A 26,860-nucleotide genomic window follows, 5' to 3' on the forward strand; every position below is an offset into this window, starting at 1 on the left:
GCCCCTAGTCGTTGGTGCACACGACCTTCTGGCCGACAGTCGCCTGCTTGAGCAGCGAGTAGAGCAGCTCGCGCTGGGCTTCGTCGAGCACGCTGCCCAGCACTTCGTCCTCGACCGCGGCGAGCGCGAACTCGGCCTTCGCCAGCCGTTCCACGCCCGCCTGGGTGAGCTCGACGATGTGCCTGCGCCGGTCTTCCGGTGACCGCCGCCGTTCGACCAGCCCGTCCTTCTCGAGGTCGTTGAGCAGGCTGACCACGTTGGTGCCGTCGATCTCGAGGGTCGCGCTGAGCGCCTGCTGGGTGGTGCCACCACTCTCGCGCAGCACGGTCAGGGCGACGAGGTGGCGAGGGCGCAGACCGAGTGGCGCCAGCACCGACTCGCTCCGGGTGCGGATGCGGCGCGACAGGTGGTCGAGCAGGACGCCCGACCGGTGCACCGGTTGGTTGACGACGGGCAGCTCCATGGGAACAAGCCTAGCCCACTTGACGTTGAATCGGCTTGTCGCTAATCATTGGCGAAACACAAACGATTTATGAAAGGCCAGTAGGCAATGCCTCACCTGCTACATATCGACTCCAGCATCCAGGGCGGCAACTCGGTCAGCCGCAAGCTCACGGCCCGCGCGGCGGCGGCCTGGCGCTCCGCGCACCCCGGCGGCAGCGTCACCTACCGCGACCTCGGCGCCAACCCGCTCCCGCACCTCGACGGGGACGGCGGTCTGGCCCGGCTGCTGCCACCCGAGCAGCACACGCCGGCTCAGGCCGGATCCTGGAGGCTGACGCAGATGCTCGTCGCGGAGGTCAAGGCGGCCGACGTCGTGCTGCTGGGGCTCCCGCTGTACAACTACGGCGCGCCGAGCAGCGTGAAGTCCTGGGTCGACCACCTCATCGCGCCCGGCCTGGCCTTCGACCCGGAGACGAACAAGGGGCTGCTCGGCGGACGCGACTTCGTCGTGATCGCCACCCGTGGGGGCGGCTACGGCCCTGGGGCGCCGCGCGAGGGGTGGGACCACGCCCTGCCGTGGTTCCCGCACGGGCTGTCGGCCACCGGGCTTGAGCCCCGCTACATCGAGGCCGAGCTGACGCTCGCCAAGGTGAATCCGGCCATGGCCCCTCTGATCCCGATGGCGGAGGAGAGCCTCGCGGCGGCGGAGAAGGCGGTCGACGCCCTCTGGACGCCGGCCACCGCGGGAGTCTGAACCGGTCGCGACCGCGCCGAACGCTCCCCCTTAGGGGCGGGGGAGCGTTCGGCCTCGCAAGGGTCACTGGTGGCGGGGCGTTCGGCGTCACAAAGGGCGGGCCACCAGAGGCGTGTCACAAGGGGCGGGCCACCAAGGGCGGCTTCACAGGGGGAGGCCGCCGGTGGCGGAGCTGGTGGAGCCGGTGGCGCGGTAGGCGGCGATGGTGCGCTCGGCGATGCGCATCTGGTGGATCTCGTCGGCGCCGTCGGCGAAACGAGCCCAGCGGGCGTGCTGGAACATGTTGGCCAGCGGCGTGTCCGTCGAGTAGCCGAGCGCCCCGTGCACCTGGATCGCGCGGTCGACGATCCGGTTGAGGCTGTTGGCCACGAAGTGCTTGGCCATCGAGACCTCCGTACGGAAGTCCTCGCCCTTGTCGATCTTGGACGCGGCGTGCAGCACCATCAGCTTGCACTGGTAGAGCTCCATCGCCGAGTCGGCGATCAGCCACTGGACGCCCTGCTTCTCGGCCAGCAGCGAGCCGTGGCTGTGGCGGTTGAGCGCCCGGTCGACCATCATGTCCAGGGCCGTCTCGGCCTGCGAGATCCACCGCATGCAGTGGGCCAGCCGGGCCGGGCCGAGCCGGTACTGGCCGAGGCGGTGGCCGTTGCCCCGGCCGCCGAGCACGTGGCTGTCCGGCACGCGCAGGTCCTCGATGACGATCTCGCTGTGCCCGGTCGAGCCGTGCATCGTCTCGACCTCACGGACGTCGTTCCAGCCCGCCGAGGGCAGGTCGACGAGGAAGGCGGTGTTGGCGCCGCGCGAACCCTCGGGGACGTCCTGCTCGGTCCGGGCGATGAGGATCGCGAAGTTCGCCCGGCGCGCGTTGGAGATGAACCACTTGTGGCCGTTGATGACCCACTCGTCCCCGTCGCGGACCGCGTGCGTACGGATGAGGGTGGGGTCCGAGCCCGCCACCTCGGGCTCGGTCATGGCGAAGCACGACATCACGGTCCCCTCCAGCAGGGGACGCAGGTACTTCTCCTTCTGTTCGTCGGTCGCCCAGTGCAGGAGGGTGTGCATGTTGCCCTCGTCGGGCGCCTGGCAGTTGAACACCCACGGCCCGATCCTGGTCTTGGCGGCCTCCGACTGCACCATGGCCAGTTCGACGTGGCCGAGGCCCATGCCGCCCCATTCCTTCGGCATGTGCGGCAGCCACAGACCCTCGGCCTTGGCCTGCGAGCGGAGATGGAAGATCGTCCGGAGGTACTCGTCCCGGTCGCCCTCCTTCACCTCCTCCATGGCGGGCACGACGGTGTCCTGGATGAAGGCGCGGACCCGCCTGCGGATCTCCTCGTGCTCGGGGGCGAGGGTGAAGTCGATGGCCATACTGGTGGTACTCCTCTATATAGGGATCAATCAGTAGTTGTCAGGTCGGGGAAGTGGCAGGCCAGCCAGTGGTCCTGGCCGACCCGCCGGATCTGGGGCTCCTCGGCGGCGCACCGCTCCCGTGCCCGGGGGCAGCGCGTACGGAACCGGCACCCCGACGGCGGCTCGACCGGCGACGGCGGCTCGCCGCTGATCAGCGTGTCGGCGGGCGGCAGGTCGAGCCCGCCGTCCGGGATCGAGGCGATGAGGGCCCGCGTGTACGGATGCGCCGGCCGCCCGATCAGCTCGGCGCTCGGCGCCAGCTCGCAGACCTTCCCCAGGTACATCACGAGGATGCGGTCGCTGACGTTCTTCACCACGGCGAGGTCGTGGGCGATGAAGACGAGCGTCAGGCGGTAGCGGTCCTTGAGGTCCTCCAGCAGGCCGAGGATCTGCGCCTGCACCGAGACGTCCAGCGCCGAGACCGGCTCGTCGCAGATCACCACCTCCGGTTCGAGGATCAGCGCCCGCGCGATCGACACGCGCTGGCACTGACCGCCGGAGAACTCGTGCGGCCGGCGTACCGCGGCGGTCGCGGGGTCGAGCCCGACCGCCTCCAGGACCTCGTCCACGCGGTCGCCCGGCAGGTTCCACACGCGGGGGCCCTCGCCGACGATGTCGCGGACGCGGCGGCGCGGGTTCAGCGAGGAGATCGGATCCTGGAAGATCATTTGTAACCGGCGGCGGGTCCGGCGCAGCGCCTCCCCACGCAGCGTGGTGAGCTCCTGGTCCTCCAGCCGCACCGAGCCGGAGCGGGGCCGCGGCAGCTGGACGAGCGCCCGCGCCGCGCTCGACTTGCCGCAGCCCGACTCGCCGACGATGCCGAGCGTCTCGCCGCGCGCCACGTCGAAGCTCACCCCGGCGACCGCGCTCACGGTACGGCCGCGACCCGCAGGGAACTCGACGACCAGGTCCTCCACCCGCAGCAGCACCTCGTCCCGAGGACGGAGATGAGCCTTGCCGCTACCTGCCACCGCTCTCAACCCCTTCCACGAGCCTGTCCGTGCCGTCAGATGAACGCGGGTACCAGCAGGCGTACGGATGGCCGCCGTTCGCGACCAGCGGCGGCGCCTCACGCCCGCACCGTTCTTGCGCGTACGGGCACCGCGGCAGGAACGCGCACCCCGCAGGCAGGTCGACGAGGTCCGGCGGCCGGCCGGGGATCTCCCGCAGCCGGTGGTGGACCGGGTCGGTCAGCCGGGGAGCCGCCTGGAGCAGCGCCTCGGTGTACGGCATCCGGGGCCGCGCGAAGACCTCGGCCGCGGGCCCGCGTTCGACCACCTTGCCCGCGTACATGACGATGACCTCGTCCGCCCAGCGGGCCACCACGGACAGGTCGTGGCTGACCAGCACCACCGCCATGTCGCGCTCCTCGCGCAGCTGGTGCAGCAGTCGCAGCACCTGGTCCTGGATGGTGACGTCGAGCGCCGTGGTGGGCTCGTCGGCGAACAGCACGTCAGGACCGCACGAGAGGGCCATCGCGATCGTCACCCGCTGCCGCATGCCGCCCGAGAGCTGGTGCGGGTAGCGTCCCAGCACGCGGACGGGATCGGGGATGCCGACGGAGGCCAGCAGCCGGATCGCCTCGGCGCGGGCCTCCTTGCCGCCCATGCCGAGGTGCACCCGCAGTGGCTCGGTGACCTGCGTGCCGATGGTGCGCACCGGGTTCAGCGCGGTCATCGGGTCCTGGAACACCGTGCCGAGCCGGGGGCCGAGCACCGAGCGCATCTCGGCGGGCGTGCGCGCGGTCAGGTCGTCGCCGGACAGGTAGACCTTGCCGCCCCTCACCGCCGTTCCTGGCAGCAGGCCGAGGATCGAGCGGATCAGCATCGACTTGCCCGACCCCGACTCGCCGACGACGGCCAGCGTCCTGCCGCGTTCGAGGGTGAAGGAGACCCCGTCCACGGCCTTGACCACGCCGCGCGGCGTGACGAAGTGGCAGCGCAGCTGTTCGGCCTGCAGCAGCGTGTCGCGGACCTCGTGCTCCGGCACCGGCAGCGGCGTGAGTGCGACCTGGCGTACCGGCTCAAGGCCGCTCTCGCGCACGTCGGACAGCGAGCGCAGCCGGTCGCCCACCAGGTTGAACGACAGCACGGTCAGGAACATGACGAAGGAGGGCGCCAGCACGACGTGCGGCGCGGTCTCCATGAGCGTGCGGCCCTCGTTGATCAGGCCGCCCCAGGTGGGCGTGGGCGCCTGCACCGACAGGCCGAGGAACGCGAGGCTGCCCTCGGCGACCACGACCACGGCCATCCCGATGAACGCGTACGACGCCGCGGGCACCGACACGTTCGGCACGATCTCGCGCCACAGGATGCGCCGGTCGCGGGTGCCGAGCACGCGGGCGGCCAGCACGAACTCCCGGTCGGCGAAGCTCAGCGTGGCGCCCCGGATGAGCCGTACCCACGACGGCACCCCGAGCACGCCCAGCACGATGAGCACGTTGCGCAGGCTCGCCCCGGCGAAGGCCACCACGGCGAGGGCGAACACGAGCGCGGGGAACGCCTGCGCCACGTCGTTCACGGCCATGATGACCGTGTCGGCCGTCTTGCGGCGGTAGCCGGCGAGGACGCCGAGCGGGGCGCCGACGAGCAGGCCGAGCAGCACGGCGCCGACGCCGACGCCGAGCGAGACGCGGGCGCCGTGCACGATCCGGCTCAGCACGTCGCGGCCGAGGCCGTCGGTGCCGAGCGGGTGCGCGAGGCTCGGGCCCGACTGCGGCGGCCCGGCGAGCGTCTCGTCGTAGCGGGCCAGCGGCAGCACGTCGGCCAGCAGGGCCGCGAACAGCACCAGCCCGATCCAGCCGACGGCGAGCCAGAAGCCGATCCCGAGCCGCCTACGCATGGCGGATCCTCGGGTCGACGGCGGCGTACACGAGGTCCACCGTGAAGTTCACCGCCACGTAGCCGACCGAGATGAGCACGACGCCTCCCTGCACCGTCAGGTAGTCGCGGGAAAAGATGGAGTCGACGATGAGCCGCCCGATGCCGGGCAGGCCGAACAGGGTCTCGATGATCACGGTGCCGCCGATGAGCGCGCCCAGGTTGAGGCCGATGGCGGTGATGAGGCTGATCGCGGACGGGCGCAGCGCGTGCCGCCACAGGATGCGGCGGGGCGACAGGCCGCGGGCACGGGCCAGCGTGATGTAGTCCTCCTGGAGGGTCGCGATCAGGTCGGTACGCAGCAGCCGCGAGTACACCGCGAGCTGGCCGCAGCCGAGGGTGACCGCCGGCAGGATGACCGAGGTGAGGTTCCAGCCGAGGTCGGTGGTGAGCGAGGTCCAGCCGGTCGCGGGCAGCACCTGCCAGGTGACGGCGAAGACCAGGATGAGCAGCACGCCGAGGACGAACACGGGGGTCGACAGCAGCGCGAAGCTGAGCGCGGTGAGCGCCTGGTCGAGCGGCTGCCCGGCGCGGCGGGCGGCGGCCATGCCCAGCGGGACGGCGAGGCCGAGCGCGACGACCTCCGCGGCCACCAGCAGTTCCAGGGTGACCGGCAGGCGCTCGGCCAGTTCGGCGCCGACGGACATCCGGGTGATGTACGACTCGCCGAAGTCGCCGGTCACGAGCCCGCCGAGCCAGTCGAGGTAGCGCACGAGGAGGGGCTGGTCGAGTCCGAGCTGCTGGCGGAGCTGCGCGCGTGACTCCTCCGTCGCCGACATGCCGAGTATCTGCGTGACCGGGTCGCCGGGCAGCAGGTTGAGCAGGGCGTACGACAGGAAGGTCACCACGAGCAGCACCACCGCGAGCCGGACCAGCCGGTGCAGGACGATCACTCGCTGACCCAGATCTGCGCGAACGGGTGGTACGGGATCGGCGCGCCGGTCAGCGGCCTGCCCTTCTCGCCGTCGGGCAGCGTGTGCTCCCCGATGCCGCGGACCTTCGTCTTCGCTATCACCGCTCCGGTGTTCAGGTGGTCGATGAACAGGATCGGCATCTGGTCGCGCAGCCGCTGCTGCACGGTCGCGTACGCCTGCTTGCGCACGGCCTCGTCAGGGGTGACCCGGCCGGCGTCGAGGGCGTCGCTGAGCTGCTTGTCCTTCAGCCTGGTCGGGTTGAGTGAGATCTGGCCGATCGGCCGGGCGAAGGCCTGGTGCAGGGCGTTGTACTCGCCGTCGGGGTCGGCGGCGGAGAACGCGGTCCAGACCGTGGCGCCGTAGTCGCCGGTGAGCGCCCGGTTGATCAGGTCGGCCTGGTCGGCCTGCCTGATGGTCACGTCGATGCCGGCCTTGCGCCACATGTCCTGGCACAGCTCGACGAGCTGCATGGTGTTGGGGTCGGTGGTGGAGATCGCCTCGAAGCGGATCGGGCCCTTGTCGGCCTCGACCTCCTGGACGAGAGCGGTGGCCTTGGCCAGGTCGTAGTCGGGGTAGCCGCCGTCGACGTACCACTTGGAGTCCTTCGACCATGGCCCGTCGGCCGGTTCTGTGAGGCCGCCGCGCAGGGTCTTGATGATGGTGTCGCGGTCGAGCGCGTGGGCGAGGGCCCGGCGGACGCGGACGTCGTCGAGCGGCGGGGCGGCGGTGTTGAGCAGGAACACGTACTCCGACACCGACATGCCCTGCGCGCGGTGCACGGTGTAGGCGTCCTTCATGTCGCCGAACTTGACGACGTCCTCGTCGCGGTTGGTGCCGACGGCGTCGACCCCGCCGGCCTCCAGGGTCTGCGCGCGGGTCTGGCTGTCGGGCAGGATCCGGAACTCCACCTCGTCCAGGTACGGCAGCCCCTCCCGCCAGTACTTGGGGTTACGGGTGACGACCATGCGGTTGTCCGGCACGTACTCCTTGAACAGGAACGGCCCGGTGCCCACCGGCGTCCGGCTGGCCTCCTTGAGGTCCGCCAGCGAGGCCGGCGGGATGATCATGCCGACCTGCAGGGACAGCTGGTACGGGAACGCCACCCACGGCTGGCGGAGCTTGACCGTCACGGTCATCGGATCGGTGAGCTCGACCGCGGTCACGGGCGCGAGCACGGCGGCGGTCAGCGGGGACGCCTTCTGCGCCTCCAGGTTGGCCTTGACGACCTCACCGGTCAGGGGAGTGCCGTCCGAGAAGGAGATGTTCGGCCGCACCTTGATCGCCCACTCGTCGTAGGCGTCGTTCGGGGTGAGCGACTCGGCCAGGTACGGTCGCCAGTCGCCGTTCGCGTCCACGCTCACCAGCGGTTCGATGATCGGGGTGGTCATGCTGTAGCTCTGTACGGCGAACTGGTCGGTGATCGGGTTGAATCCGTTGCCGTCGGCACTGAGGCCGTAGACCAGGCGTCCGCCCCTGGTCGGCCCCGTCGCTGCCGGCGGCGCTTCTGCCTGTGAGGTCTCGACCGGCCGTTGTCCGCTGCACGCCGTCATCACGGTCACGGCGAGCATCACCACGGCCGCGGTCTTCCAGCGTCTCATCCACGCCTCCTCCCGGTAGAGCCCCCGAGAGCAATTTCACCGATAGTACTATCGGTGAAAAAGCGCACAAGTGCCGCGGGACAATCGTTATCCGGGGGTCGATAGAGAGGACTGCCGTGACCAGCACACCGCTCACCAGGAGCGAGGCCAAGAGCCAGACCAGACGCAAGCTCATCCGCGCCGCACTGGCGATCCTCGACGCCGAGGGCGAGGCGGGCCTCACGACGGTCAAGGTGGCCAAGGCCGCCGGCATCGCGCAGTCCAGCTTCTACGTGCACTTCAAGGACCGGCAGGAGCTCCTGCGGGTGCTCGCAGAGGAGGGCGGCGCACGGCTGCGCACCGCGATGCGCGAGGCGCGCCGCCAGGCCCGCGAGCACCCCGACGACCTCGAACGGCACCGCGAGACGTTCCGCATCCCGCTGGAGGCCATCTGCCGCCACCCCGAGCTGCTGCGCATCCAGCTGCGCGCCCGGCACGACCCGTCGTCCTCGCTGCAGGAGTTCGCGGCCGAGCGCGCGGCGGCCTACCGTGAGCACCACGCCGCCGACCTGGCCGCCCTCGGCTACACCGCCGACGACGAGCGCGACCGCCGCCGCCTGGAGATGATCGCCGACGGCATCAACGCCGCCACGAACGCGCTCGCGATCGGCCATGTGGAGGGCCGCTACCCCGACCTCGACGAGTGCGCCGACATCCTGGTGGCCCTCTCGCGCGGCGCGCTCCGGCTGCTGCGCGCGACCAGCACGCGGAGCGAGGAGGGCGACCCGCACTGACAAGGGCGCCGAACCCCTACAGTGTTGGGCATCCCGGACGTTGGAGAGCCCCGACATGACGATGCGCGTCTTCAGGAACGCCACGATCCACACCGGCGATCCGCACCGCCCCCAGGTGCAGGCGCTGGCCGCCGACGACGAGGTGATCGTCGCCACCGGCACCGAGGCGGAGGTCCGCGCCGCGGTCGGCACGGGCGCGGAACTCGTCGACCTCGACGGCGCCGCCGTCATCCCCGGCCTCTACGACGCCCACATCCACACTGCCAGTTACGCGCGCGAGCGCAGCCAGATCGACCTGCGCACCGCCCGCTCGCTGGAGGAGGCGCTGGCCGCGATCGCCGAGCATGCCGCCCGGCAGCGGCCGGGGGCCTGGGTACTCGGCGGCCGGTGGAACAGCAACGCGTGGGAACGCCCGGTGCAGCCCGACCGGCACGCGCTCGACTCGGTCTGCCCCGACCGGCCCGCCGCGCTGCCGAGCATCGACGGGCACACCGTGTGGGCCAACTCGCTCGCCCTGCGCATGGTCGGCATCGACCGCACCACCCCCGACCCGGTCGGCGGCCAGATCGTCAGGGACGAGCACGGCGAGCCGACCGGCATCCTGCGCGAGGCGGCGTCGTACCCGCTGCGCGACCTCGTGCCGGAGGAGGACCTCGCCGACCAGTTGCTGGCCGCGCAGGAAGACCTGCTCGCGCTCGGCCTGACCAGCCTGCACGACATCGACGGCGAGGACTGCCGCGACGCCTACCTGCGGCTGCGCGACGCCGGCGCCCTGAAGCTGCGGGTGCTCAAGGCGATCCCGGTCGAGCACCTGGAGGCCGCCGTCGCCGAGGGCCGCCGCACCGGCGACGGCGACGACTGGGTGCGCACCGGCCCGGTCAAGCTGTTCAGCGACGGGGCGCTCGGCTCGCACACCTGCCACATGATCGACGGGTTCGCCGGCGACGAGGGCAACCACGGCATCGCCGTCACGCCGTACGACGACCTGGTGAAGCTGATCCGCACCGCCGCGTCCGCCGGGATCGCGGTCGCCACGCACGCCATCGGCGACCGCGCCAACCGGCTCGTCCTCGACGCCTACGAGCAGGCCGGCCCCGCACCGGGCCTGCGCCACCGCATCGAGCACGCCCAGCACGTACGCCGCGCCGACATCGCCAGGATGGCCCGGCTCGGCGTCGTCGCGTCGATGCAGCCGGTCCACTGCACCAGCGACATCGACCTCGTCGCGGCCCTGCTCGCCGGGCACGACCACGTCTCCTACGGCTGGCGGACGCTGCTGGACGAGGGCGTCGCGCTGGCCTTCGGGTCGGACGCCCCGGTCGAGCACCCGAACCCGTTCGTCGCGCTGCACGCCGCCGTGACGCGTACCAGGACCGACGGCACGCCGTCCGGCGGCTGGCAGCCCGAGCAGCGGATAAGCGTCGGCGAGGCGCTGCGCGCGCACACCCTCGGGTCGGCGTACGCAGCGGGGGAGGAGCACCGCAAGGGCGTCCTCACCCCGGGGCGGCTCGCCGACCTCGTGGCCGTCGACACCGACCCCTTCGCCGCGGAAGTCGACGCCATCGCCCGCACCCAGGTGCTGACCACCGTCGTCGGCGGCCAGGTCCGCCGGCAGCGGCCCTGATCAGCGGTCGTCTCCCGTACGTCACAGGTCGAGGCCGGCGACCAGGTCGGCGGCCTCCGCCTCGGTCAGCCGTCCGTCGGCCACGACCGTCACCACCCGCCTGGACAGCGTGTCCGCCACCACCAGCGGGGTGTCCCAGGCGAGCGCCTGCCCGACCCCGGGGTACTCCGACAGCCGGACGAACCAGGGGTCGTCGTCGGCCTGCGCGAACACGAGCGTCCAGTCGCGGCCCTCGGGTGTGGTGCCGGACATCGCCACCCACCGGGAGCGGCTGCCGTGCACGGCCTCCTCGCCGCCGGGCCCCTCGGGCGACAGGGCGGTGCGGGCGGTGGACGTGCCGGGGCCGCGCCAGAAGAAGCCGCCGTAACCCGCGCCCTTCCGTCCCTTGGTGGCGGAGCTGCGCACGGTCAGCGGCGCGCCGGTCAGGTTCGTGAGCGTGTACGCGAAGTCGAGCGCCCACGCCCCGCCGATCGGCCGGGCCGTGACCGTGCGTTCCTCACGGACCGGAACCTCGCCGCCGGGGCCGATCCACTCCAGGTGCTCGGTGAAGCCGCCGTCCGCCAGCCGGGAGAAGCCGGCGTGCCGCTGCCTGCCGTGGTCGTCCAGCCACGTCGGCCCCTGGCCCTCGACGTACGTGCGGCCGCCCCAGAAGTTGACGCCGCCGAGGTCGGCGATCGCCAGGCCCACGCCCAGGTGGTGCACGTGGTCGGGCGGCCGGACCTCGGTGACCTCCACGCCGCCGAGCGTGCGCACCCGATGCAGGTACGGCCGCGGCGCGTGCGTGACCGGCAGGTCGGGCCGGGTCTCGTACGCCGCCACCGGTTCGCCCGCCACCAGCAGCTCCACCTCCGTCCACGGCGCGCCGAGTTCCGAGTAGAGGGCGAGCTCCCGCGCGCTGCGGTCGGTCAGCTCGGTCACGCCGGGCAGCAGGCGGCTCACCACGTCGCCCGCGGCGTCGCGTTCGACGACCTGGTGGCGCTCGGGGATCGGGGTCGGCTCGGGCGCGAGCCGCACCGCGTCAAGCACCCGGGTGAACGCCTCCGTGGCCGGCAGCGGGACGAGCAGCGGCGCGCCCGTGCTGACGTGCTCGACCAGGTTCTCCAGCAGGTCGGTGCGCTCGTGCACCCTCGTGGTGCGCGTCCCGTCCGCGAGCTCGACGGTGAGGCGGTCCTCGGTGTAGACGAGGGTGGCCGTGCCTTGCTCGCCGTGCACGACCACGTACGGCTCGTGCCGTTCCTTGGCGCACAGCGTCACCGCGACCGTGATCACGAGCCCGTCGGCGAGCCGGACCCGTACGCAGGAGGTGTCGTCCGACTCGATGGGAAACGCCCGGTACAGCTCGGTCTCGATGTCCGCGATCGGGCTGTCGACCAGCGCCAGCGCGGTCGCCACGGCGTGCGCGAACGGGTTGGTCAGCGCGCCGTCCACGACGTCGATGCCGCCGAGCCTGCGCCGTCCGGCCCAGGGCGAGCGGGTGAAGTACGCCGAGGGCCGCATCCACGCGCCCGCGCCGCCGATGCCGCGCACGCGGCCGAGCGTGCCGTCGGCGATCAGGCCGCGCAGGGCGGTGACAGCGGCCGAGCCCAGCGACTGGAACCCGACCTGGCAGGCCAGGCCGGTCTCCGCCGCCGCCTCGGCGATCCGGCGGTGCGCCTCGGGGGTGGCCGCGGGCGGCTTCTCCAGCAGCACGTGCGACCCGGCGCGCAGCGCGGCCACCGCGAGGTCGGCGTGCGTGTGGATCGGCGTGCAGATGATCGTGGCCTCGGCGCCGGTCGTCGCGACCAGCTCGGCCAGGTCGGAGGACTGCTTCGGGTGTGCGAAGTCCACCTCCACCGGGACCAGGTCGCAGATCCCGGCCAGCTCGACGACGCCCTGCTGCGTGAGCCTGCGCAGGTTGCGCAGGTGGTGCTGCCCGTGGCCCTGGGCCCCGGCCAGCACGACCTTCACGGGCGCCATCACGTCCACCTCAACCCGAGCCCGGCGTGCCCGCCCACGCGCAGCGCGCCGCCGCAGACCTCCACCGGGTACGGCTCCGCCAGCAGCCCCAGCCGCGCGAACGACGCGTCCTCCACGTCCTCGACCATGGCAGGAAGCGGCAGGGCGAGCGCCAGCTGCCCGGACACCTCGCTCAGCAGGTGGGGGTAGACCGGCACGTCGTACGTCCTGGCCAGCTCGACGATCCGCAGGAACGGCGTGATCCCGCCGACCCGTACGACGTTCGGCTGCACCACGTCGCAGGCGCCCGCCGCGAGCAGGTCGCGGAAGCCGTACGCGGTGTAGACGTTCTCGCCGACGGCGACCGGGACGTCGATCGAGCGGCGCAGCTCCACGTGCGCGGCGACGTCGTCGGCGGGCAGCGGCTCCTCGATCCAGTGCAGGCCGAACTCGCGTAACCGGCCGATCGCGAGCCTGGCCCTGTGCAGGTCCCACCGCTGGTTGGCGTCGATCATCAGCAGCCGGTCGGGGCCGATCACCTCGCGGACCGCCGCCACGCGCTCGACGTCCTCCGCCAGGTCGGGCCGGCCCACCTTGATCTTGACGCCGCGGTGGCCCGCGGCCACCCAGCGGCGGGCCTGCTCGACCAGCTCGTCCAGCGAGTAGTGCAGGTTGACGCCGCTGCCGTAGACGGGCGCCTCCTCGCGCCGCCGGCCGAGCACGTCGGCCAGGCCCTGCTCGCCGCAGCGCAGGTCCCACAGCGCGAGGTCGATCCCGGCCAGCGCGACCGTCGTGATGCCGCCGGGCCCCGCCTCGCGCACGTGCCGCCAGAGCAGGTCCCACACCACCTCGGGGTGCGCGGGCATGCCGACGGCCGCCGCGCGCAGGTCGTGGTCGAGCAGCGCCCGGACGGCGTGCGCGCCGATCTGCGGCGTCCACGCGAACCCGGCGCCGGTACGGCCGTCGTCGAGCGTGACCCGGGTGACGATGACGTGGTTGGCGGGGACGTCCGCGCCCCAGGGGCGGGGCAGCGCGACGGTGCGCAGCTCGGTGCGCACATCGGTGATTCTCATACGGACGTCAGACCTGTCTTGATCAGCGAGTCCAGCTCGGCCAGGTGCTCGTCGGTGAGATCGACCAGCGGCGGCCGCACCGGGCCGACGTCGAGACCGCGCAGCCGCACGCCCGCCTTGACCAGCGAGACCGCGTAGCCGGGCACCTTGCCGCGCAGGCGGACGAGCGGGGCGTAGAACTCGGTCAGCAGCCGTTCGTCGCCGTTCAGGTAGGCGAGGGCGATCTCGGGCGCGAAAGCGAACACCGCGCTGGAGTACAACTCCACGCCGATGCCCCGGTAGGCGGGCATGGTCAGCTCGGCCGTCGGCAGGCCGTTGAAGAACAGGAAGTCGGGGAAGCGCTCGCGCACCGCGAGCACGGTCCGCTGCATGCGGTCGATGTCGCCGAGGCCGTCCTTGAGCCCGATCACGCCCGGCGTCGCGGCCAGCTCAAGTACGGCGTCGGGTTCGAGCGCCACCGGGCCGCGCTGGTAGACGATCACCGGAAGCTCGGCTGCCACCGCGCGTACGTACGCCGCGAACCCGTGCCCCGGTCCCTGCGCCAGGTACGGCGGCATCAGCAGCAGGCCGTCGGCGCCGGCCTCGCGCGCGGCGCGCGCCTGGTTCAGCGCGGCCCCGAGCGGACCGCCCGCGCCCGCGAACAGCGGCGCCCGGCCGCCCACCGCTTCGGCGGCCACCCGGACGACGCGCGCGTGCTCCGCCTCCGACAGCGCCGAGAACTCGCCCGTGCCGCACGCCGCGAACACGCCGCCGGGGCCGTGCTCCATGCCCGTGCGGATGTGCTCGGCGAGCACGTCGTCGGCCGGCGCGCCCGCCGCGTCGAAGGGCGTCACGGGGAAGAACAGCACACCGCTGAGATTCATCACATGCCTCCGAGGAGACCCCCGCCTTCAGGCGGGGGAGGAATCGGACCCCTGCGGAGCAGGACAGGGGCAGCCGATTCGCCGTCAGGCGAACCGGTGTCAAAACGCCGCGCGACACGGCACGGTTCGGTAATCGGTTCGACGGTGGCGACAACCAAGCCACCGGACGAACGATCGCAAAGATCCTCGCCGCCGGGCCGGCGGAGAGCTGAAACGCCTGTGGAGCTGGTGTAAGACCTCAACGAGAATCCTCTCGGGCGGGCAACCGGCAGTGAAGCAGGAAACCTCACGGGCGACCGTGGGAATCCTTCTCGTTCACGAGGGGGAGGAGGTCAATCGCCATTTTCCTTGAGTTCGGAGCGCCAGCTGCGCCGGGGTCGCCAGCCGAGCAGGCGCTCTGCCTTGACGGTCGAGAAGGCCGGGAGCGTGCCGGTGAGCCCGGCCGCGAACGGCTCGGTGCCGGGCACGACCTGGGGGAGCAGGTCGGCCAGGGGTTTCCTGGCCAGGGCGTCGGCCGCGCCGGCGAAGAACACCTCGCCGGTCGGCAGCTCAGGCAGCGCCTCGGTGAGCACGGTGATCAGATCGGCGGCGTCGCGGGCGTCGATGTAGTTGAACAGCGACACCCCGCCCAGCTCGGGCCGGTCGAGCCGCTCGCGTACCGTGTGGCCCGACTGCGTGGGCGCTCCGGCCCACTCCTCGGGCGGGATGACGAAGCACGGCCGTACCGCGGCCATGCGGGTGCCGGACGCGGTGGCGAACGCCTTCATGGTCTGCTCGACCACGACCTTCGACAGGTTGTAGGCGTTCCACGGCTTGACCGGGTGCTCCTCGTCGATCGGCAGGTACGACGGCGCCCAGCCCCCTGGCGCGCCGTACCCGATGACGGTGGGGCTGCTGGCGATGACGACGCCCGCCACCCCCATGGCCGCCGACGCCTCGCACACGTTGAACGCGAGCTGCGTGTTGACCTTGAAGATCACCGACTCGGGGGCGCTGAACGGCGTCGCGATGGCGGCGAGGTGGATCACGGACTCGGGCCGGAACCTCGCCATCACCTCGAACGCCTCACCGGTGTCGGTGAGGTCGGCGGGGAAGGCGACGGCCGCCTCGGGTGGGGTGCCGGGCGCGCGGTCGACGCCGACGACCTCGTGCCCGGCCGCCGCCAGCGCGGTGACCACGCTGCGGCCGAGACGTCCGGCGCTTCCGGTGACGAGGACTCTGCTCACCGTGGGAGGCTCCTTCGGGACTGCAAACAGTTGCACCAAACCTTTGTGTGAGGAAGGGTGGGCCGTCAAGGGGTGATTTCCCTACCGGCGCTTCACCAGGTCATTTCCGGGTGGGGTACGGGGTAAGCGCTTTCATCCGGCACGGGGTTGCTGCAATCGGTTGCGTTATGGTGGGCGACTGTGACAGTGACGATTCGTGATGTGGCCCGGGCCTCAGGCGTGCATGTGTCCACCGTGTCGCGGACGTTCTCCGCACCTCACATGGTCAACGCCGTCACGCGCAGCCGGGTCCTGACGGTGGCCGAGGAGCTGGGCTACCGGCCCAACCGGGCGGCCAGGGCGCTCACGACCGGGCGCACCCACAACCTGGGGCTCATCGTGGCCGACATCGCCAACCCGTTCTTCCCGCCGCTGATCAAGGCGGCCCACGCGGCCGCCCGGCAGCGCGACTACCACCTGTTCGTGGCCGACACCGACGAGGAGCCGGCCGCCGAGGAGGAGCTCGTGCAGGCGTTCTCCAAGCAGGTGGACGGCGTGGTGCTGTGCAGCCCGCGCTCGTCCAACAGGGCGCTGGAGCGGCTGGCCGAGCGGGTGCCGTTCGTGGTCATCAACCGCCGCCTGCGCGGCGCGGCCACGGTGCTGATGGACGTCGGGCATGGCGCCAAACTCGCGGTCGAGCACCTCGCGGGCCTCGGGCACACCCGGGTGGGCCTGGTGTCGGGGCCGGTGGGCTCGTGGACCAGCTCCGAGATCCGTACGGCGGCCGAGCAGGTGCCGGGGGTCGAGCTCGTCGTCGTCGGCCCCAACGCGCCCACCGAGCGGGGCGGGTTCGCCGCGGCGCGCGGCGTGCGCGACGCGGGCGTGACCGGGGTGCTGGCCTACAACGACCTCATGGCGATCGGGCTCGTGGAGGGGCTCGCCGAGCTCGGGCTGACCGTTCCCGAGGACATGAGCGTGGTCGGTTTTGACGATATCGTTCCAGGGCGGCTCAACCGGCCCAAGCTCACCACGGTCGCCATGCCGACGGCGGCGGCCGGGCGGCTGGCCGTCGACCTGTTGATCCAGGAGGTGACCGCGACCACGTCGCTGGAGACCCGCCTGGTCGTCCGTGACTCCACCGCGGCTCCACGGTAGCGCTCTTCTGCAAACGGTTGTACTAAACCGAAACGTAATTCATCTGACTTCTCGACTGGTCGCCCGTGTCACCTGGGATAACTCCGCATCGATATATCGGTAACGGCTATGTAACGTCTGCAAAGGGTTGACGTAACTTTCCGCACGGCTATAGGAAAGCGCTATCCATTCAGATTTCTGCGGAAGGTCCGTGATGACGAATGCCGTGGCTGATCCGGTGGCGGTGAAGCCGTGACCGCACTCGCACGCGGCGGCCATCGCGCCACCCTGCGTTCCCGCCGCGAGGCCAGGGCCGCCTATCTCTTCCTGGCGCCGTGGTTCGCCGGCCTGCTGGTCATCACGGTCGGTCCGATCCTCGCCTCGCTGTACCTGTCGTTCACCGACTACAGCCTGCTCGAAGAGGCCAAATGGGTCGGCTGGGACAACTACGTCCGGATGTTCACGCAGGACACGAGATTCCTGCAGTCTCTGCAGGTGACGACCGTGTACGTCGTCGTCTCCGTGCCGCTGCAGCTCGCCTTCGCGCTCCTGCTGGCCCTGGTGCTCGACCGGGGGCTGCGCGGGCTGTCGTTCTACCGCTCGATCTTCTACCTGCCCTCCCTGCTGGGCGGCAGCGTCGCGATCGCGATCCTCTGGCGCAAGGTGTTCGGCGCCGACGGCCTGGTCAACGCGGTGCTGGCGGTCTTCGGCATCGAGGGCACCGGCTGGGTGGGCCACCCCGACTACGCGCTCGGCACGCTCATCCTCCTGCACGTGTGGACGTTCGGCGCCCCTATGATCATCTTCCTCGCGGGCCTGCGGCAGATCCCCAGCAGCTACTACGAGGCCGCCTCGGTGGACGGCGCCGGATGGCTGCGGCAGTTCCGCTCGATCACGCTGCCCCTGCTGACGCCGATCATCTTCTTCAACCTGGTGCTGGAGCTCATCAAGTCGTTCCAGTCGTTCACGCAGGCGTTCATCGTCAGCAACGGCCAGGGCGGCCCGGCCGACTCCACCCTCTTCTACACGCTCTACCTCTACCTACAGGGCTTCAAGCGCTTCGACATGGGTTACGCGGCAGCGATGGCCTGGGTCCTGCTGCTGATCATCGCCGGGCTCACCGGGGTGAACTTCCTCGCTTCCAAGTATTGGGTCTTCTATGGCGACACCAAGTAGGCCGGTCCCGGTCCTGTTCCGCCAGTTCCGCGGCGGGCCCCTGGCAAAGCACGCGCTGCTGATCGGCTTCGGCCTGGTCATGCTCTATCCGCTGGTCTGGATGATCTCCAGCTCGCTGAAGCCGGAGGAGCTCATCTTCCGCGAGCCGGGGCTGTGGCCCAGCGAGTTCACGCTCGAGAACTACACCGAGGGCTGGAACGCGCTGAAGCACCCCTTCAGCTACTACCTGTGGAACTCCGCGGTCGTCACCGTGCTGTCGGTGGTGGCGAACCTGGTGGCCTGCTCGCTGGCGGCCTACGCCTTCGCGCGGCTGAACTTCCCGCTGAAAAAGCTGTGGTTCGCCGTCATGCTCGGCACGATCATGCTGCCGTACCACGTGACGATCGTGCCGCAGTACATCATGTTCTCGAAGCTCGACCTGATCAACACGATCTGGCCGCTCGTCATGCCGAAGGTGCTGGCCACCGACGCGTTCTTCGTCTTCCTCATGGTGCAGTTCATCCGTACGCTGCCGCGCGAGCTGGACGAGGCCGCGGAGATCGACGGGGCCGGCTACTGGCGGATCTTCATGCGGGTGGTCATGCCGCTGTGCCTGCCCGCGCTGGCCACCACCGCGATCTTCACCTTCATCTGGACGTGGAACGACTTTCTCAGTCAACTCCTCTATCTCAACAACCCCGACAACTTCACCGTCCCTGTAGCGTTGCGCACGTTCTTGGATGCCAGCAGCGACTCGTCCTGGGGGCCCATGTTCGCGATGTCGATCGTGGCACTCGGCCCTATTTTCGGGTTCTTCCTGGCCGGCCAGAAATACCTGATCCGCGGTGTGGCCACCACGGGTCTGAAGTAGTTCCTCCACCCCCCGACAGAAAACCCCCTATAGGAGGTAGAGCCGTGAACTCTGGCAAGAAGAAGTGGTCGGCGGCCTTACTCGCCACCGCTGTGCTGGCGGTCACCGCGGCCTGCGGCAGTGGAAGCGACGGCGGGAGCGCCGACGGCAAGGTCGTGCTGCGTTTCTCCTACTGGGGCAGCGACGCACGGCAGAAGATGACCGAGGAGGCCATCAAGAAGTTCGAGGAGAAGAACCCGACGATCGACGTCGAGGGCGAGTTCTCCGACTTCGCGAGCTACTACGAGTCGCTGTCCACGAAGGTCGCGGCCAGTGACGCCCCCGACGTCATCACCCTCGAGATCCGCGCCCTTCGCGAGTACGCCACCCGCGGCACGCTGGCCGACCTGTCCAGCAAGGTCAACACGGCCGACGTCGACGCCAAGGTGCTCGCCACCGGCGCCATCGACGGCAAGCAGTACGCCATCCCCACCGGCGTCAACGCCTTCTCGCTGATCGTCAACCCCGCCCTGGTGGAGAGCAGCGGCCAGAAGCTGCCCGACGACACCTCGTGGACGTGGGACGACTACGTCAAGCTGGCCGCCGGGGTCACGTCCGGCAGCGGCGGCAAGGTCACCGGCACACAGCTCAGCTGGAACCCGGCCTACCTCGAGATCTTCGCCGCGCAGAAGGGCGAGCCGTTCTACCAGGGCAACCAGCTGGGCGTGTCCCCCCAGACCATCACGGAGTGGTGGGGCATCATGCAGAACCTGATCAAGGACAAGGGCGCGCCCGAAGCGGCCAAGAGCTCCGAGATCGGCGCCACCAGTGTCGACCAGTCGCTGCTCGGCACCAACAGCGGCGCGATGGGCATGTGGTGGAGCAACCAGCTGGGCGCGGTCGTGAAGGCCTCCGGCCAGAACCTCGAACTGCTGCGGATGCCGAAGCTCGCGGGCGCCGCCACCGGCGGCATGTTCATGCAGCCGGCGATGTTCTACAGCGCCTCCTCCAAGACCGAGCACGCCGCCGAGGCCGCCAAGTTCATCGACTTCATGATCAACGACCCGGAGGCGGGCGCGATCGTGCTGAGCGACCGGGGCCTGCCGGCCAGCTCGAAGGTGCTCGCCGCCGTCCGCGACAAGCTGCCGGAGGCCGACCAGAAGACGCTGGCCTTCCTCGACGAGGCCAAGGGCGAGCTGAAGGACCCGCCCGCGGCCCCGCCGAAGGGTGCGAGCGCCATGGAGGAGATGCTGACGCGCTACTCCGAAGAGGTCATGTTCGGCCGCATGGAACCGGCCGACGCGGCGCAGAAGTTCATCGCCGAGGCCAACGCGGCCATCGCGGGCTGACAGAAGGAGAAACAGTGAGGTACGCGTTCGTCGGGCTCGGGCACCGCGCGCAGATGTACGTCGACGCGCTGCTCGGGGAGTGGCGCGACGCCGGCACCATCGTCGCCCTGTGCGACCCGAACCGGACCCGCATGGCCTACTACGCCGAGCGGATCGGGCACGAGGTGCCGTGCTTCGCGCCCGATGAGTTCGGCAAGGTGCTCGAGCTCGCCGACGCGGTCATCGTCACCACTGTCGACGCCGCGCACGCGCGCTACGTGTGCGCGGCGCTCGACGCCGGGCGCGACGTCATCGTGGAGAAGCCCCTCACGACCGACGCCGACGGCTGCGCGGCCATCGCCGCGGCGGCCGAGCGCAGCTCCGGCAAGCTGATCGTCACCTTCAACTACCGCTACTCGCCCCGCAACTCGGCGGTCCGCCGCCTGCTGATGGAGGGGGCGATCGGCGAGGTGACGTCCGTGCACTTCGAGTGGACGCTCGACACCATCCACGGCGCCGACTACTTCCGCCGCTGGCACCGCGACCGCGCGAGCTCCGGCGGCCTGCTCGTGCACAAGTCCACCCACCACTTCGACCTGGTCAACTGGTGGCTGGGCTCCGCTCCCGAGCTGGTCTTCGCCCAGACGGGCCTGCGCTTCTACGGCGCGCAGAACGCCAGGAAGCGCGGTCTCGGCGAGCGGCCCGCGCGCGGGCAGGGCGCGCCCGGCCTCGGCACCGACCCGTTCATCCTCGACATCTCCGCCGACCAGCGGCTCAAGCGCCTCTACCTCGACGCCGAGCACGAGGACGGCTACATCCGCGACCAGGACGTCTTCGGCGAGGGCATCACCATCGACGACAACATGTCGGTGCTCGTCCGCTACGCCAACCGGGCGGTCATGACGTACTCGCTGCACGCGCACGCGCCGTGGGAGGGCTACCGGGTGGCCTTCAACGGCACGGAGGGACGCCTGGAGCTCGACGTGGTCGAGCGCGAGTGGACCCCGCCGCACGCCGCCGTCGACCCCAGCGCCGCCGCGAAGGAGCACGCGACCGGCTCCTCGGAACGGCTCCTGCTGCGCCGCCACTGGAGCCCGCCGGAAGAGGTGCCCATCGAGACCGGGGCCGGCGGGCACGGCGGCGGCGACCGGCTGCTGCTGAACGACGTCTTCCGTGGTCCTGGCGACGACCCGCTGGCCCGGCAGGCGGGCTATCGCGACGGCATCCGCAGCGTGCTGACCGGGCACGCGGCCAACGTCTCGGCCCGTACGGGCGCTCCAGTCCTGCTGGCCGACGACGGCACGCGTGTTCGCTGAACTGGCCGGCGTCACCGAGGCGCAGTTGGGGCCGTACCCCGCCCTGCCGGGGCCCGAGCTGCGCGCGGCGGCGCGCGCCGCGATGGGCGTGCTCGACCTGACCGCCCAGGACGTACGGGTCGAGCGCACCTGGACGGCGGGTGACCTGCACGGCGAGGAGCTGTCCTGGACGGTCGGCTTCGGGCCGCGCACGCGGGCGTACCTGCTGCGGCCCCGCGACGCCGAAGGGCCGCTGCCCGGGGTGGTCGCCCTGCACTGCCACGCCGGCATGAAGTGGGCGGGCAAGGAGAAGATCGCCGACGGCCCCGAGGAGCCGTCGCCCGAGGTGCGCAGGCTCAGGGAAGCCGCCTACGGCGGGCGCGCCTTCGCCGGGGCGCTGGCCCGGCGCGGTTTCGCCGTGCTCGCGCACGACGTCCTCGCCTGGGGCAGCCGTCGCTTCCCTCTCGACGTGCCCGGCGGCCCCGGGAGCGAGGCCGACCGGTACGACCTGGCGGCCCGCGATCACGAGCACGTCGTCGCCAAGCACTGCGCGGCCCTCGGCACGTCGTTCGCGGGCGTGGCGGCCGGCGAGGACCTGGCGGCGGCGGCCTACCTGCGCTCGCGGCCGGACGTCGGGCCGGTCGGGTGCGCCGGCCTGTCGGGCGGCGGGCTGCGGGCGGGCCTGCTCGGGGCGTTCGACCCGGAGATCCGCGCCGTCGTGGTCGCCGCGATGATGTCGTCGTACCGCGACCTGATCGGCACGCACGTGCACCGGCACACCTGGATGTTCTACCCGCCGGGCCTGCCGCGGCTGGGCGACTGGCCCGACCTGGTGGCCGCGCGCGCCCCCGCGCCGCTCATGGTGCAGTACGCCATGCGCGACGAGCTGTTCCCCGTGGAGGGGATGCGCCGGGCCCACGCCGTGATCGGCGCCCGCTACCGTGACGCGCCCGAGGCGTACGAGGCGGTCTTCGCCGACGTGCCGCACAGCTTCGACGTGCCGCGGCAGGACCGCGCCTTCGACTGGCTGGCCGAGCAGCTCAGCGGGTGACGGTCATGGCAGGATCGCGTCCACGTAGCCGCCGTCGACCCGCAGCGCGCCGCCGGTCGTCGCCGAGGCGAGCGGCGAGCTGAGGTAGACGACCATGTTGGCGATCTCCTCGGGCTCGATGAGGCGCTGCAACAGCGACTGCGGACGGTACTGCCGCATGAACGCCCGCTGCGCCTCCTCCCACGGCAGGTCCTTGTCGACCAGCTCGTAGACGAAGTCCTCGACACCGCCCGTGTGGGTGGGCCCGGCGATCACCGAGTTGACGGTCACCCCGGTGCCGGCCGCCTCCTTGGCGAAGCCCCGCGAGACGGCGAGCAGCGCCGTCTTCGTCATGCCGTAGTGGATCATCTCGGACGGCGTGACGACGGCGGAGTCGCTGGCGATGTACTGGATGCGTCCCCAGCCGCGTTCCATCATGGCGGGCAGGTACGCGCGGGTCAGCCGCACCGCCGACAGGACGTTCACCTCGAAGTAGCGCCGCCACTCGTCGTCGGGGATCTCCAGCGCCGGCGCGGACCCGAAGATGCCCAGGTTGTTGACGAGGACGTCGACGTCGGGAAGGACCCGCAGCACCTGCTCGCAGCCCTCGTCCGTGGAGACGTCGCCGGGCGCCGCCACCAGGTCGCCCTCCTTCGCGAGCCGTTCGACGGCCGCCGCCACCGAGGACTCCGTACGGCCGTTGACGCCGACCCGGGCGCCCGCGCGAGCCAGGCCGGCGGCGATGGCCGCCCCGATCCCCTGGGTCGAACCGGTGACCAGCGCCGTCTTTCCGCTGAGGTCGAGATGCACGGTGTTCCACCTCCTGCCGGCCATTCTCCGTGATCACTTTCCGGCGGCTCACACCGGGGTCTCGGTGCGTAGGCTGTCAAGTGGCGTGGAAGGGGAGTGTGTGCACCGGAACCTGTGGCTGGTCGTGACGGTCGGTTTCGTGGTGGCGGTCGTGGCGGTGGTGGCCGCCGCGATGGTCGTCCCCGGCGAACCGGAGCGACCGGGCGACGGGTGCCCGCCCCGCGACACGCGGGTCACCGCCCCCTACGCGATCACCGGCTACTGGGTGATCCCGCGCGCCGACCGGTGCGTGACGCGGCGCATGGTCGAGGCGATCCACGCCACCGGCGGCGACACGCTGATCACGTTCGGCCCCCGCTTCTCCGCCTCGCCCGACCCCGACGGCTTCACCGCCTGCCGCGTCGACGGGGTGCCGTGCCAGGAGGTGCCGGGCATCCAGGTCCGGCACGTCTACACGTATGTGACCAGCGAGCAGTTCGGGAAGGGCATGCTGCGCTGCCCCGGCATCGACCGGCGGGTGGTGAGCGGCGAGCGGATCTTCTACCGGCTGACGCTGGCGGAGTCCTGCGCCGACCCCGTGCACGACCTCGTGCTCGTCTCCACCGACGGCGACGGGATCGGCGTCCTCATGGCCGAGGCGAGCGCGTACGGCATGACGGTCTTCCCCGGGCTGCCGGCGGCGCCGCAGCGGGTGGGCAAGCCGTGGGAGCCCGACCTCGGACACGTCGACGCGCTCAACGCCTTCACCGCGCGGGTCCTCGCCGACTACCGGCAGCGGTTCGCGGCGCGGTCGGCGTTCGGCGGGGTCTACCAGTCGTTCGAGCTGGCCATGCGGGCGCGGTCCGACCGCGACCCCGTCATCGCCCTGTACGCGGCCCAGCACGAGGTGGTCGCCGCCGCGCTGCCCGGCAAGAAGATCGTGGTCAGCCCGTACATCGACGGCCGGCGCGGGCGCGGGTTCCCGCCGGAGCAGGTGGAGGAGGGCCTCGCCGACATCGCCGGCACCCGGGCGGGCCTGCCCATGGCCGTGGCCGTTCAGGACGGTCGCGGCACCGGCAAGGTCCCGGTGCACGGCGAGCACGAGGGTGCGGTCGCGGTCGCGGCCCGCCTCGTCCCGGTCGTCGGCCAGGTGACCAACGAGCAGGGCTACTACGGCTCCACCCGCGACTTCATGGTGGCGGCGGCGCGGCGGGTGCCCGACGGGGTGGAGCTGTGGGCGAACATCGAGGGGTTCGAGCCCACCCCCGCGGCCGGCGAGTGCGGGCGGGTCGATCCGCTGCCGCTGCGCGGGCGCACCACGAAGGCCCGGCTCGACCAGCAGGTCATGGCCGTCGCCCCGCACTCCACGAAGATCATCTCGTACGGGTGGGACCCCTTCTTCACCTGCCAGGACGGGCCCGGTGGCCCGTCCCTCGCCGACGTCATCGCGCAGGGGTGGCAGCAGCCGATCGTCGTCTCCGCCCACCCCAAGGAGCTGAACGGGCGGGCGGGCGTCCAGGTCGAGGGCTACAACCTCAAGGGCGGCACCCTGCGCTTCGGCCAGACCGAGGTGGCGCAGGAGTGGTACGCGCCCGGACGGCTGGAGTCGGCCTGGGCGCCGTACCCGCCGACGGGGTCTCCGACCGCGATCACCGCCACCAACGGCGCCGGTTTCACGAGCACGAGCCCGTACGTGCTGCAGTAGCTTCCCGGTATTTGTACGCAGACAGAACCCGGCTTACGGCGGCACTGTCAAGAGCCGGAAGCCGTCACACCTATGTCAGGAGCCTCACGATGTCACTGGCCACGAACCCGTTCACCGCGACCAGGGAGGGCGAGCGGCACGCCGTCTACGCCAGGCTCGCCGCGGAAGGGCCCGTGCACCAGGTGACGCTCCCGACGGGCCGCGTGGTCTGGATGGTCACCGGGCACGCCGAGACCAGGGAGCTGCTGTCCGACCCGCGCCTGGTCAAGGGCGGATGGCGGCTGGGGCCTTACGCCCATGACCTGCCCGAGGACGTCGCCCGCGGCATCCACTCGCACATGCTCCTGAGCGACCCGCCCGACCACACGCGGCTGCGCCGGCTCGTGACCGGGGCGTTCACCCGGCGCCGGGTCGAGCGGCTGGCGCCGCGCATCGAGGCGACCACCGCGAGGCTGCTCGACGCGATCGAGGGCGAGGAGAACGCCGACCTGGTGGCCGCGCTGGCGTACCCGCTGCCGATCGACGTCATCTGCGACCTGCTCGGCATCCCCGACGACAACCGCGAGTCGTTCCGCACCTGGACCCAGGTGGTCGTCTCGCCGGGCATGTCCCCCTTCGAGGTGTACGAACGGGCGAACCTCGAGTTCCTCGACTTCACCCGCGAGCTGATCGCGGCCAAGCGGTCCACCCCGCAGGACGACCTGCTCTCCGCCCTGATCGCCGCCCGCGACGGCGACGAGCGGCTGAGCGAGCAGGAGCTGACGTCGATGATGTACCTGCTCGTGATCGCCGGCCACGAGACGACCGTCAACCTGATCGCCAACAGCATCCTCGCCCTGCTCACCCACCCCGACCAGCTCGCCCTGCTGCGCGCCGAGCCGGAACGGATCGACAACGCGATCGAGGAGCTGCTGCGCTACGACGGCCCGCTGCAGAACACGCTGACCTACCTGACCAAGGAGCCGATCGAGGTCGGCGGGACGACGATCCCCGAGGGGGTGGGCGTGGTCGTGTCGCTGCTGGCCGCCAACCGCGACTTCCCGCAGGGCGACCGGCTCGACATCACCCGTGACGACGTCACGCACACCGCCTTCGGCCACGGCCTGCACTACTGCCTGGGCGCCCCGCTCGCCCGGCTGGAGGGCCGGATCGCGCTCGAGGCGCTGTTCGCCCGCTTCCCCGGCCTGCGGCTCGACGTTCCCGCCGGCTCCCTCACCCGCACCCCTTCGGTGCTCATGAACGGCCTCGACGCGCTGCCCGTACGGCTCCGCTGATCACCCCTTCGTGGCGCCCGCGGTCAGGCCGCCGACAAGATGGCGTTCTGCGACGGCGTAGAAGATGAGCGCGGGCACCATGGCCAGGATGAGGTAGGCCAGGATGCGGGCGGTGTCGGAGGCGTACTGGCCCTGGAACTGCTGGATGCCGAGCGGCAGCGTCCAGCTGGCCTCCTCGCTGAACACCACGAGCGGCAGCATGAAGTTGTTCCAGCTCCCCACGACGGCGAGCACCGACACGGTGGCGACGGCGGGCCGGGCCATCGGCAGCAGGATCCGCCAGAAGAACCCGAAAGGCGTGCACCCGTCGATGGTGGCGGCCTCCTCGATCTCGCCGGGGATGCTGCGGAAGAAGCCGCGCAGGATGATGATCGTCAGCGGCAGCCCGAACGCGGCCTGCGTGAGGATGACGCCGAGCGGGTTGTCCAGCAGGCCGAGCGTGCGCAGCAGCACGAAGATCGGCAGGATGGCCACCGCGAACGGGAACATCAGCCCCGCCGTGAACAGCGTGAACCACAGCTCCCGGCCGCGGAAGGCGAACCGGGCGAAGACGAACGCCGCGAGCGCCGACAGGGCCACGGTCAGCACGGTCGTGGCGACGGCGATGAACGTGCTGTTCCACAGCTGCCCCCAGAACGACCCCGAGGCGAGCACGTCGGTGTAGTTGGCCGTCACCCATGTCTCCGGCAGCCCGAACGGGTTGCCGGACAGCTCGCTGTTGTCCTTGAAGCCGCCGAGCAGCGCGTACAGCACAGGGACGATCATGAACGCGCCCACGACGACGGCGATCGCGTGCAGCGGCAGGGTCGTGCGCCGCCTTGTGTTCAT

The 26,860-nt window shown here is 71.2% G+C and carries 23 protein-coding genes; 11 read left to right on the plus strand and 12 right to left on the minus strand.

Annotated elements, in window-relative coordinates; all coding sequences use genetic code 11:
- Window positions 1-4: 4 nt before the first annotated feature.
- The gene (locus BLR04_RS11210; RefSeq protein WP_090762484.1) at window positions 5-463 is read right to left on the minus strand and encodes a MarR family winged helix-turn-helix transcriptional regulator; all 459 of its coding nucleotides are present in this window, start codon (window positions 461-463) and stop codon (window positions 5-7) included.
- Window positions 464-550: 87 nt separating this feature from the next.
- Here BLR04_RS11210 and BLR04_RS11215 point away from each other — a divergent pair, with 87 nt between their 5' ends.
- Window positions 551-1,198: an FMN-dependent NADH-azoreductase gene (locus BLR04_RS11215; protein WP_090762486.1), complete on the plus strand. Its 648-nt coding sequence runs from the start codon at window positions 551-553 to the stop codon at window positions 1,196-1,198.
- Between the two features lie 144 nt (window positions 1,199-1,342).
- Here BLR04_RS11215 and BLR04_RS11220 read toward each other — a convergent pair whose 3' ends face one another.
- From BLR04_RS11220 to BLR04_RS11240, 5 genes are read right to left on the minus strand one after another with little or no spacing between them, the layout of a single operon-like run.
- Window positions 1,343-2,566, minus strand: coding sequence for an acyl-CoA dehydrogenase family protein (locus tag BLR04_RS11220; RefSeq protein ID WP_090762488.1), 1,224 nt, complete (start codon window positions 2,564-2,566; stop codon window positions 1,343-1,345).
- Between the two features lie 26 nt (window positions 2,567-2,592).
- A complete protein-coding gene (locus BLR04_RS11225; protein WP_090762490.1) occupies window positions 2,593-3,579 on the minus strand; it encodes an ABC transporter ATP-binding protein in 987 nt (328 codons plus the stop codon).
- Window positions 3,569-5,449, minus strand: a complete 1,881-nt coding sequence (locus BLR04_RS41700; RefSeq protein WP_090762492.1) for a dipeptide/oligopeptide/nickel ABC transporter permease/ATP-binding protein — start codon at window positions 5,447-5,449, stop codon at window positions 3,569-3,571. The genes BLR04_RS11225 and BLR04_RS41700 overlap by 11 nt, the downstream gene beginning before the upstream one ends.
- Window positions 5,442-6,380, minus strand: a complete 939-nt coding sequence (locus BLR04_RS11235; RefSeq protein ID WP_090762494.1) for an ABC transporter permease — start codon at window positions 6,378-6,380, stop codon at window positions 5,442-5,444. Before BLR04_RS11235 ends, BLR04_RS41700 begins: the two co-directional genes overlap by 8 nt.
- Entirely contained in the window at window positions 6,377-7,999 is a 1,623-nt protein-coding gene (locus BLR04_RS11240) for an ABC transporter substrate-binding protein (RefSeq protein ID WP_090762497.1), read from the minus strand. The genes BLR04_RS11235 and BLR04_RS11240 overlap by 4 nt, the downstream gene beginning before the upstream one ends.
- 116 nt (window positions 8,000-8,115) lie before the next feature.
- On the opposite strand from BLR04_RS11240, the gene BLR04_RS11245 reads away from it, so the two are divergent.
- On the plus strand, window positions 8,116-8,772 hold the full coding sequence (locus BLR04_RS11245) for a TetR family transcriptional regulator (RefSeq protein ID WP_176903031.1): 657 nt from the start codon (window positions 8,116-8,118) through the stop codon (window positions 8,770-8,772).
- 55 nt (window positions 8,773-8,827) lie between these two features.
- Window positions 8,828-10,396, plus strand: coding sequence for an amidohydrolase (locus BLR04_RS11250; protein WP_090762499.1), 1,569 nt, complete (start codon window positions 8,828-8,830; stop codon window positions 10,394-10,396).
- Window positions 10,397-10,417: 21 nt separating this feature from the next.
- Here BLR04_RS11250 and BLR04_RS42560 read toward each other — a convergent pair whose 3' ends face one another.
- The 4 genes from BLR04_RS42560 to BLR04_RS11270 form a co-directional block, all read right to left on the minus strand.
- Window positions 10,418-12,352, minus strand: a complete 1,935-nt coding sequence (locus BLR04_RS42560; protein ID WP_090762501.1) for a DUF6807 family protein — start codon at window positions 12,350-12,352, stop codon at window positions 10,418-10,420.
- Entirely contained in the window at window positions 12,352-13,404 is a 1,053-nt protein-coding gene (locus BLR04_RS11260) for a mandelate racemase/muconate lactonizing enzyme family protein (RefSeq protein ID WP_090762503.1), read from the minus strand. The genes BLR04_RS42560 and BLR04_RS11260 overlap by 1 nt, the downstream gene beginning before the upstream one ends.
- The gene (locus BLR04_RS11265) at window positions 13,401-14,267 is read right to left on the minus strand and encodes a 5-dehydro-4-deoxyglucarate dehydratase (protein WP_090762505.1); all 867 of its coding nucleotides are present in this window, start codon (window positions 14,265-14,267) and stop codon (window positions 13,401-13,403) included. Before BLR04_RS11265 ends, BLR04_RS11260 begins: the two co-directional genes overlap by 4 nt.
- Window positions 14,268-14,599: 332 nt before the next feature.
- Window positions 14,600-15,493, minus strand: coding sequence for an NAD-dependent epimerase/dehydratase family protein (locus BLR04_RS11270; RefSeq protein WP_090762508.1), 894 nt, complete (start codon window positions 15,491-15,493; stop codon window positions 14,600-14,602).
- A 180-nt stretch (window positions 15,494-15,673) separates the two neighbouring features.
- On the opposite strand from BLR04_RS11270, the gene BLR04_RS11275 reads away from it, so the two are divergent.
- The 6 genes from BLR04_RS11275 (at window position 15,674) to BLR04_RS11300 (ending at window position 22,285) form a co-directional block, all read left to right on the plus strand.
- A complete protein-coding gene (locus BLR04_RS11275; protein WP_176903032.1) occupies window positions 15,674-16,627 on the plus strand; it encodes a LacI family DNA-binding transcriptional regulator in 954 nt (317 codons plus the stop codon).
- 231 nt (window positions 16,628-16,858) lie between these two features.
- Entirely contained in the window at window positions 16,859-17,782 is a 924-nt protein-coding gene (locus tag BLR04_RS11280; protein WP_090762511.1) for a carbohydrate ABC transporter permease, read from the plus strand.
- Complete coding sequence (locus BLR04_RS11285; protein ID WP_090762513.1) at window positions 17,766-18,632, plus strand: carbohydrate ABC transporter permease; 867 nt, start codon at window positions 17,766-17,768, stop codon at window positions 18,630-18,632. The genes BLR04_RS11280 and BLR04_RS11285 overlap by 17 nt, the downstream gene beginning before the upstream one ends.
- 44 nt (window positions 18,633-18,676) lie before the next feature.
- The gene (locus tag BLR04_RS11290; protein WP_090762515.1) at window positions 18,677-19,960 is read left to right on the plus strand and encodes an ABC transporter substrate-binding protein; all 1,284 of its coding nucleotides are present in this window, start codon (window positions 18,677-18,679) and stop codon (window positions 19,958-19,960) included.
- A 14-nt stretch (window positions 19,961-19,974) separates the two neighbouring features.
- Window positions 19,975-21,255, plus strand: a complete 1,281-nt coding sequence (locus BLR04_RS11295; protein WP_090762517.1) for a Gfo/Idh/MocA family protein — start codon at window positions 19,975-19,977, stop codon at window positions 21,253-21,255.
- The gene (locus BLR04_RS11300) at window positions 21,245-22,285 is read left to right on the plus strand and encodes a dienelactone hydrolase family protein (protein WP_090762519.1); all 1,041 of its coding nucleotides are present in this window, start codon (window positions 21,245-21,247) and stop codon (window positions 22,283-22,285) included. Before BLR04_RS11295 ends, BLR04_RS11300 begins: the two co-directional genes overlap by 11 nt.
- A gap of 3 nt (window positions 22,286-22,288) precedes the next feature.
- On the opposite strand, the gene BLR04_RS11305 is transcribed toward BLR04_RS11300, so the two are convergent.
- A complete protein-coding gene (locus BLR04_RS11305) occupies window positions 22,289-23,074 on the minus strand; it encodes an SDR family NAD(P)-dependent oxidoreductase (RefSeq protein WP_090762991.1) in 786 nt (261 codons plus the stop codon).
- Between the two features lie 100 nt (window positions 23,075-23,174).
- Here BLR04_RS11305 and BLR04_RS11310 point away from each other — a divergent pair, with 100 nt between their 5' ends.
- Window positions 23,175-24,758 carry a DUF4434 domain-containing protein gene (locus BLR04_RS11310; protein WP_090762521.1) on the plus strand — a complete coding sequence of 528 codons (1,584 nt, stop codon included), beginning with the start codon at window positions 23,175-23,177 and terminating at the stop codon, window positions 24,756-24,758.
- 89 nt (window positions 24,759-24,847) lie between these two features.
- Complete coding sequence (locus tag BLR04_RS11315) at window positions 24,848-26,032, plus strand: cytochrome P450 family protein (RefSeq protein ID WP_090762523.1); 1,185 nt, start codon at window positions 24,848-24,850, stop codon at window positions 26,030-26,032.
- On the opposite strand, the gene BLR04_RS11320 is transcribed toward BLR04_RS11315, so the two are convergent.
- Complete coding sequence (locus tag BLR04_RS11320; protein ID WP_090762525.1) at window positions 26,033-26,860, minus strand: carbohydrate ABC transporter permease; 828 nt, start codon at window positions 26,858-26,860, stop codon at window positions 26,033-26,035.

It is taken from the genome of Nonomuraea maritima (assembly GCF_900100395.1).
GTDB lineage: Bacteria > Actinomycetota > Actinomycetes > Streptosporangiales > Streptosporangiaceae > Nonomuraea > Nonomuraea maritima.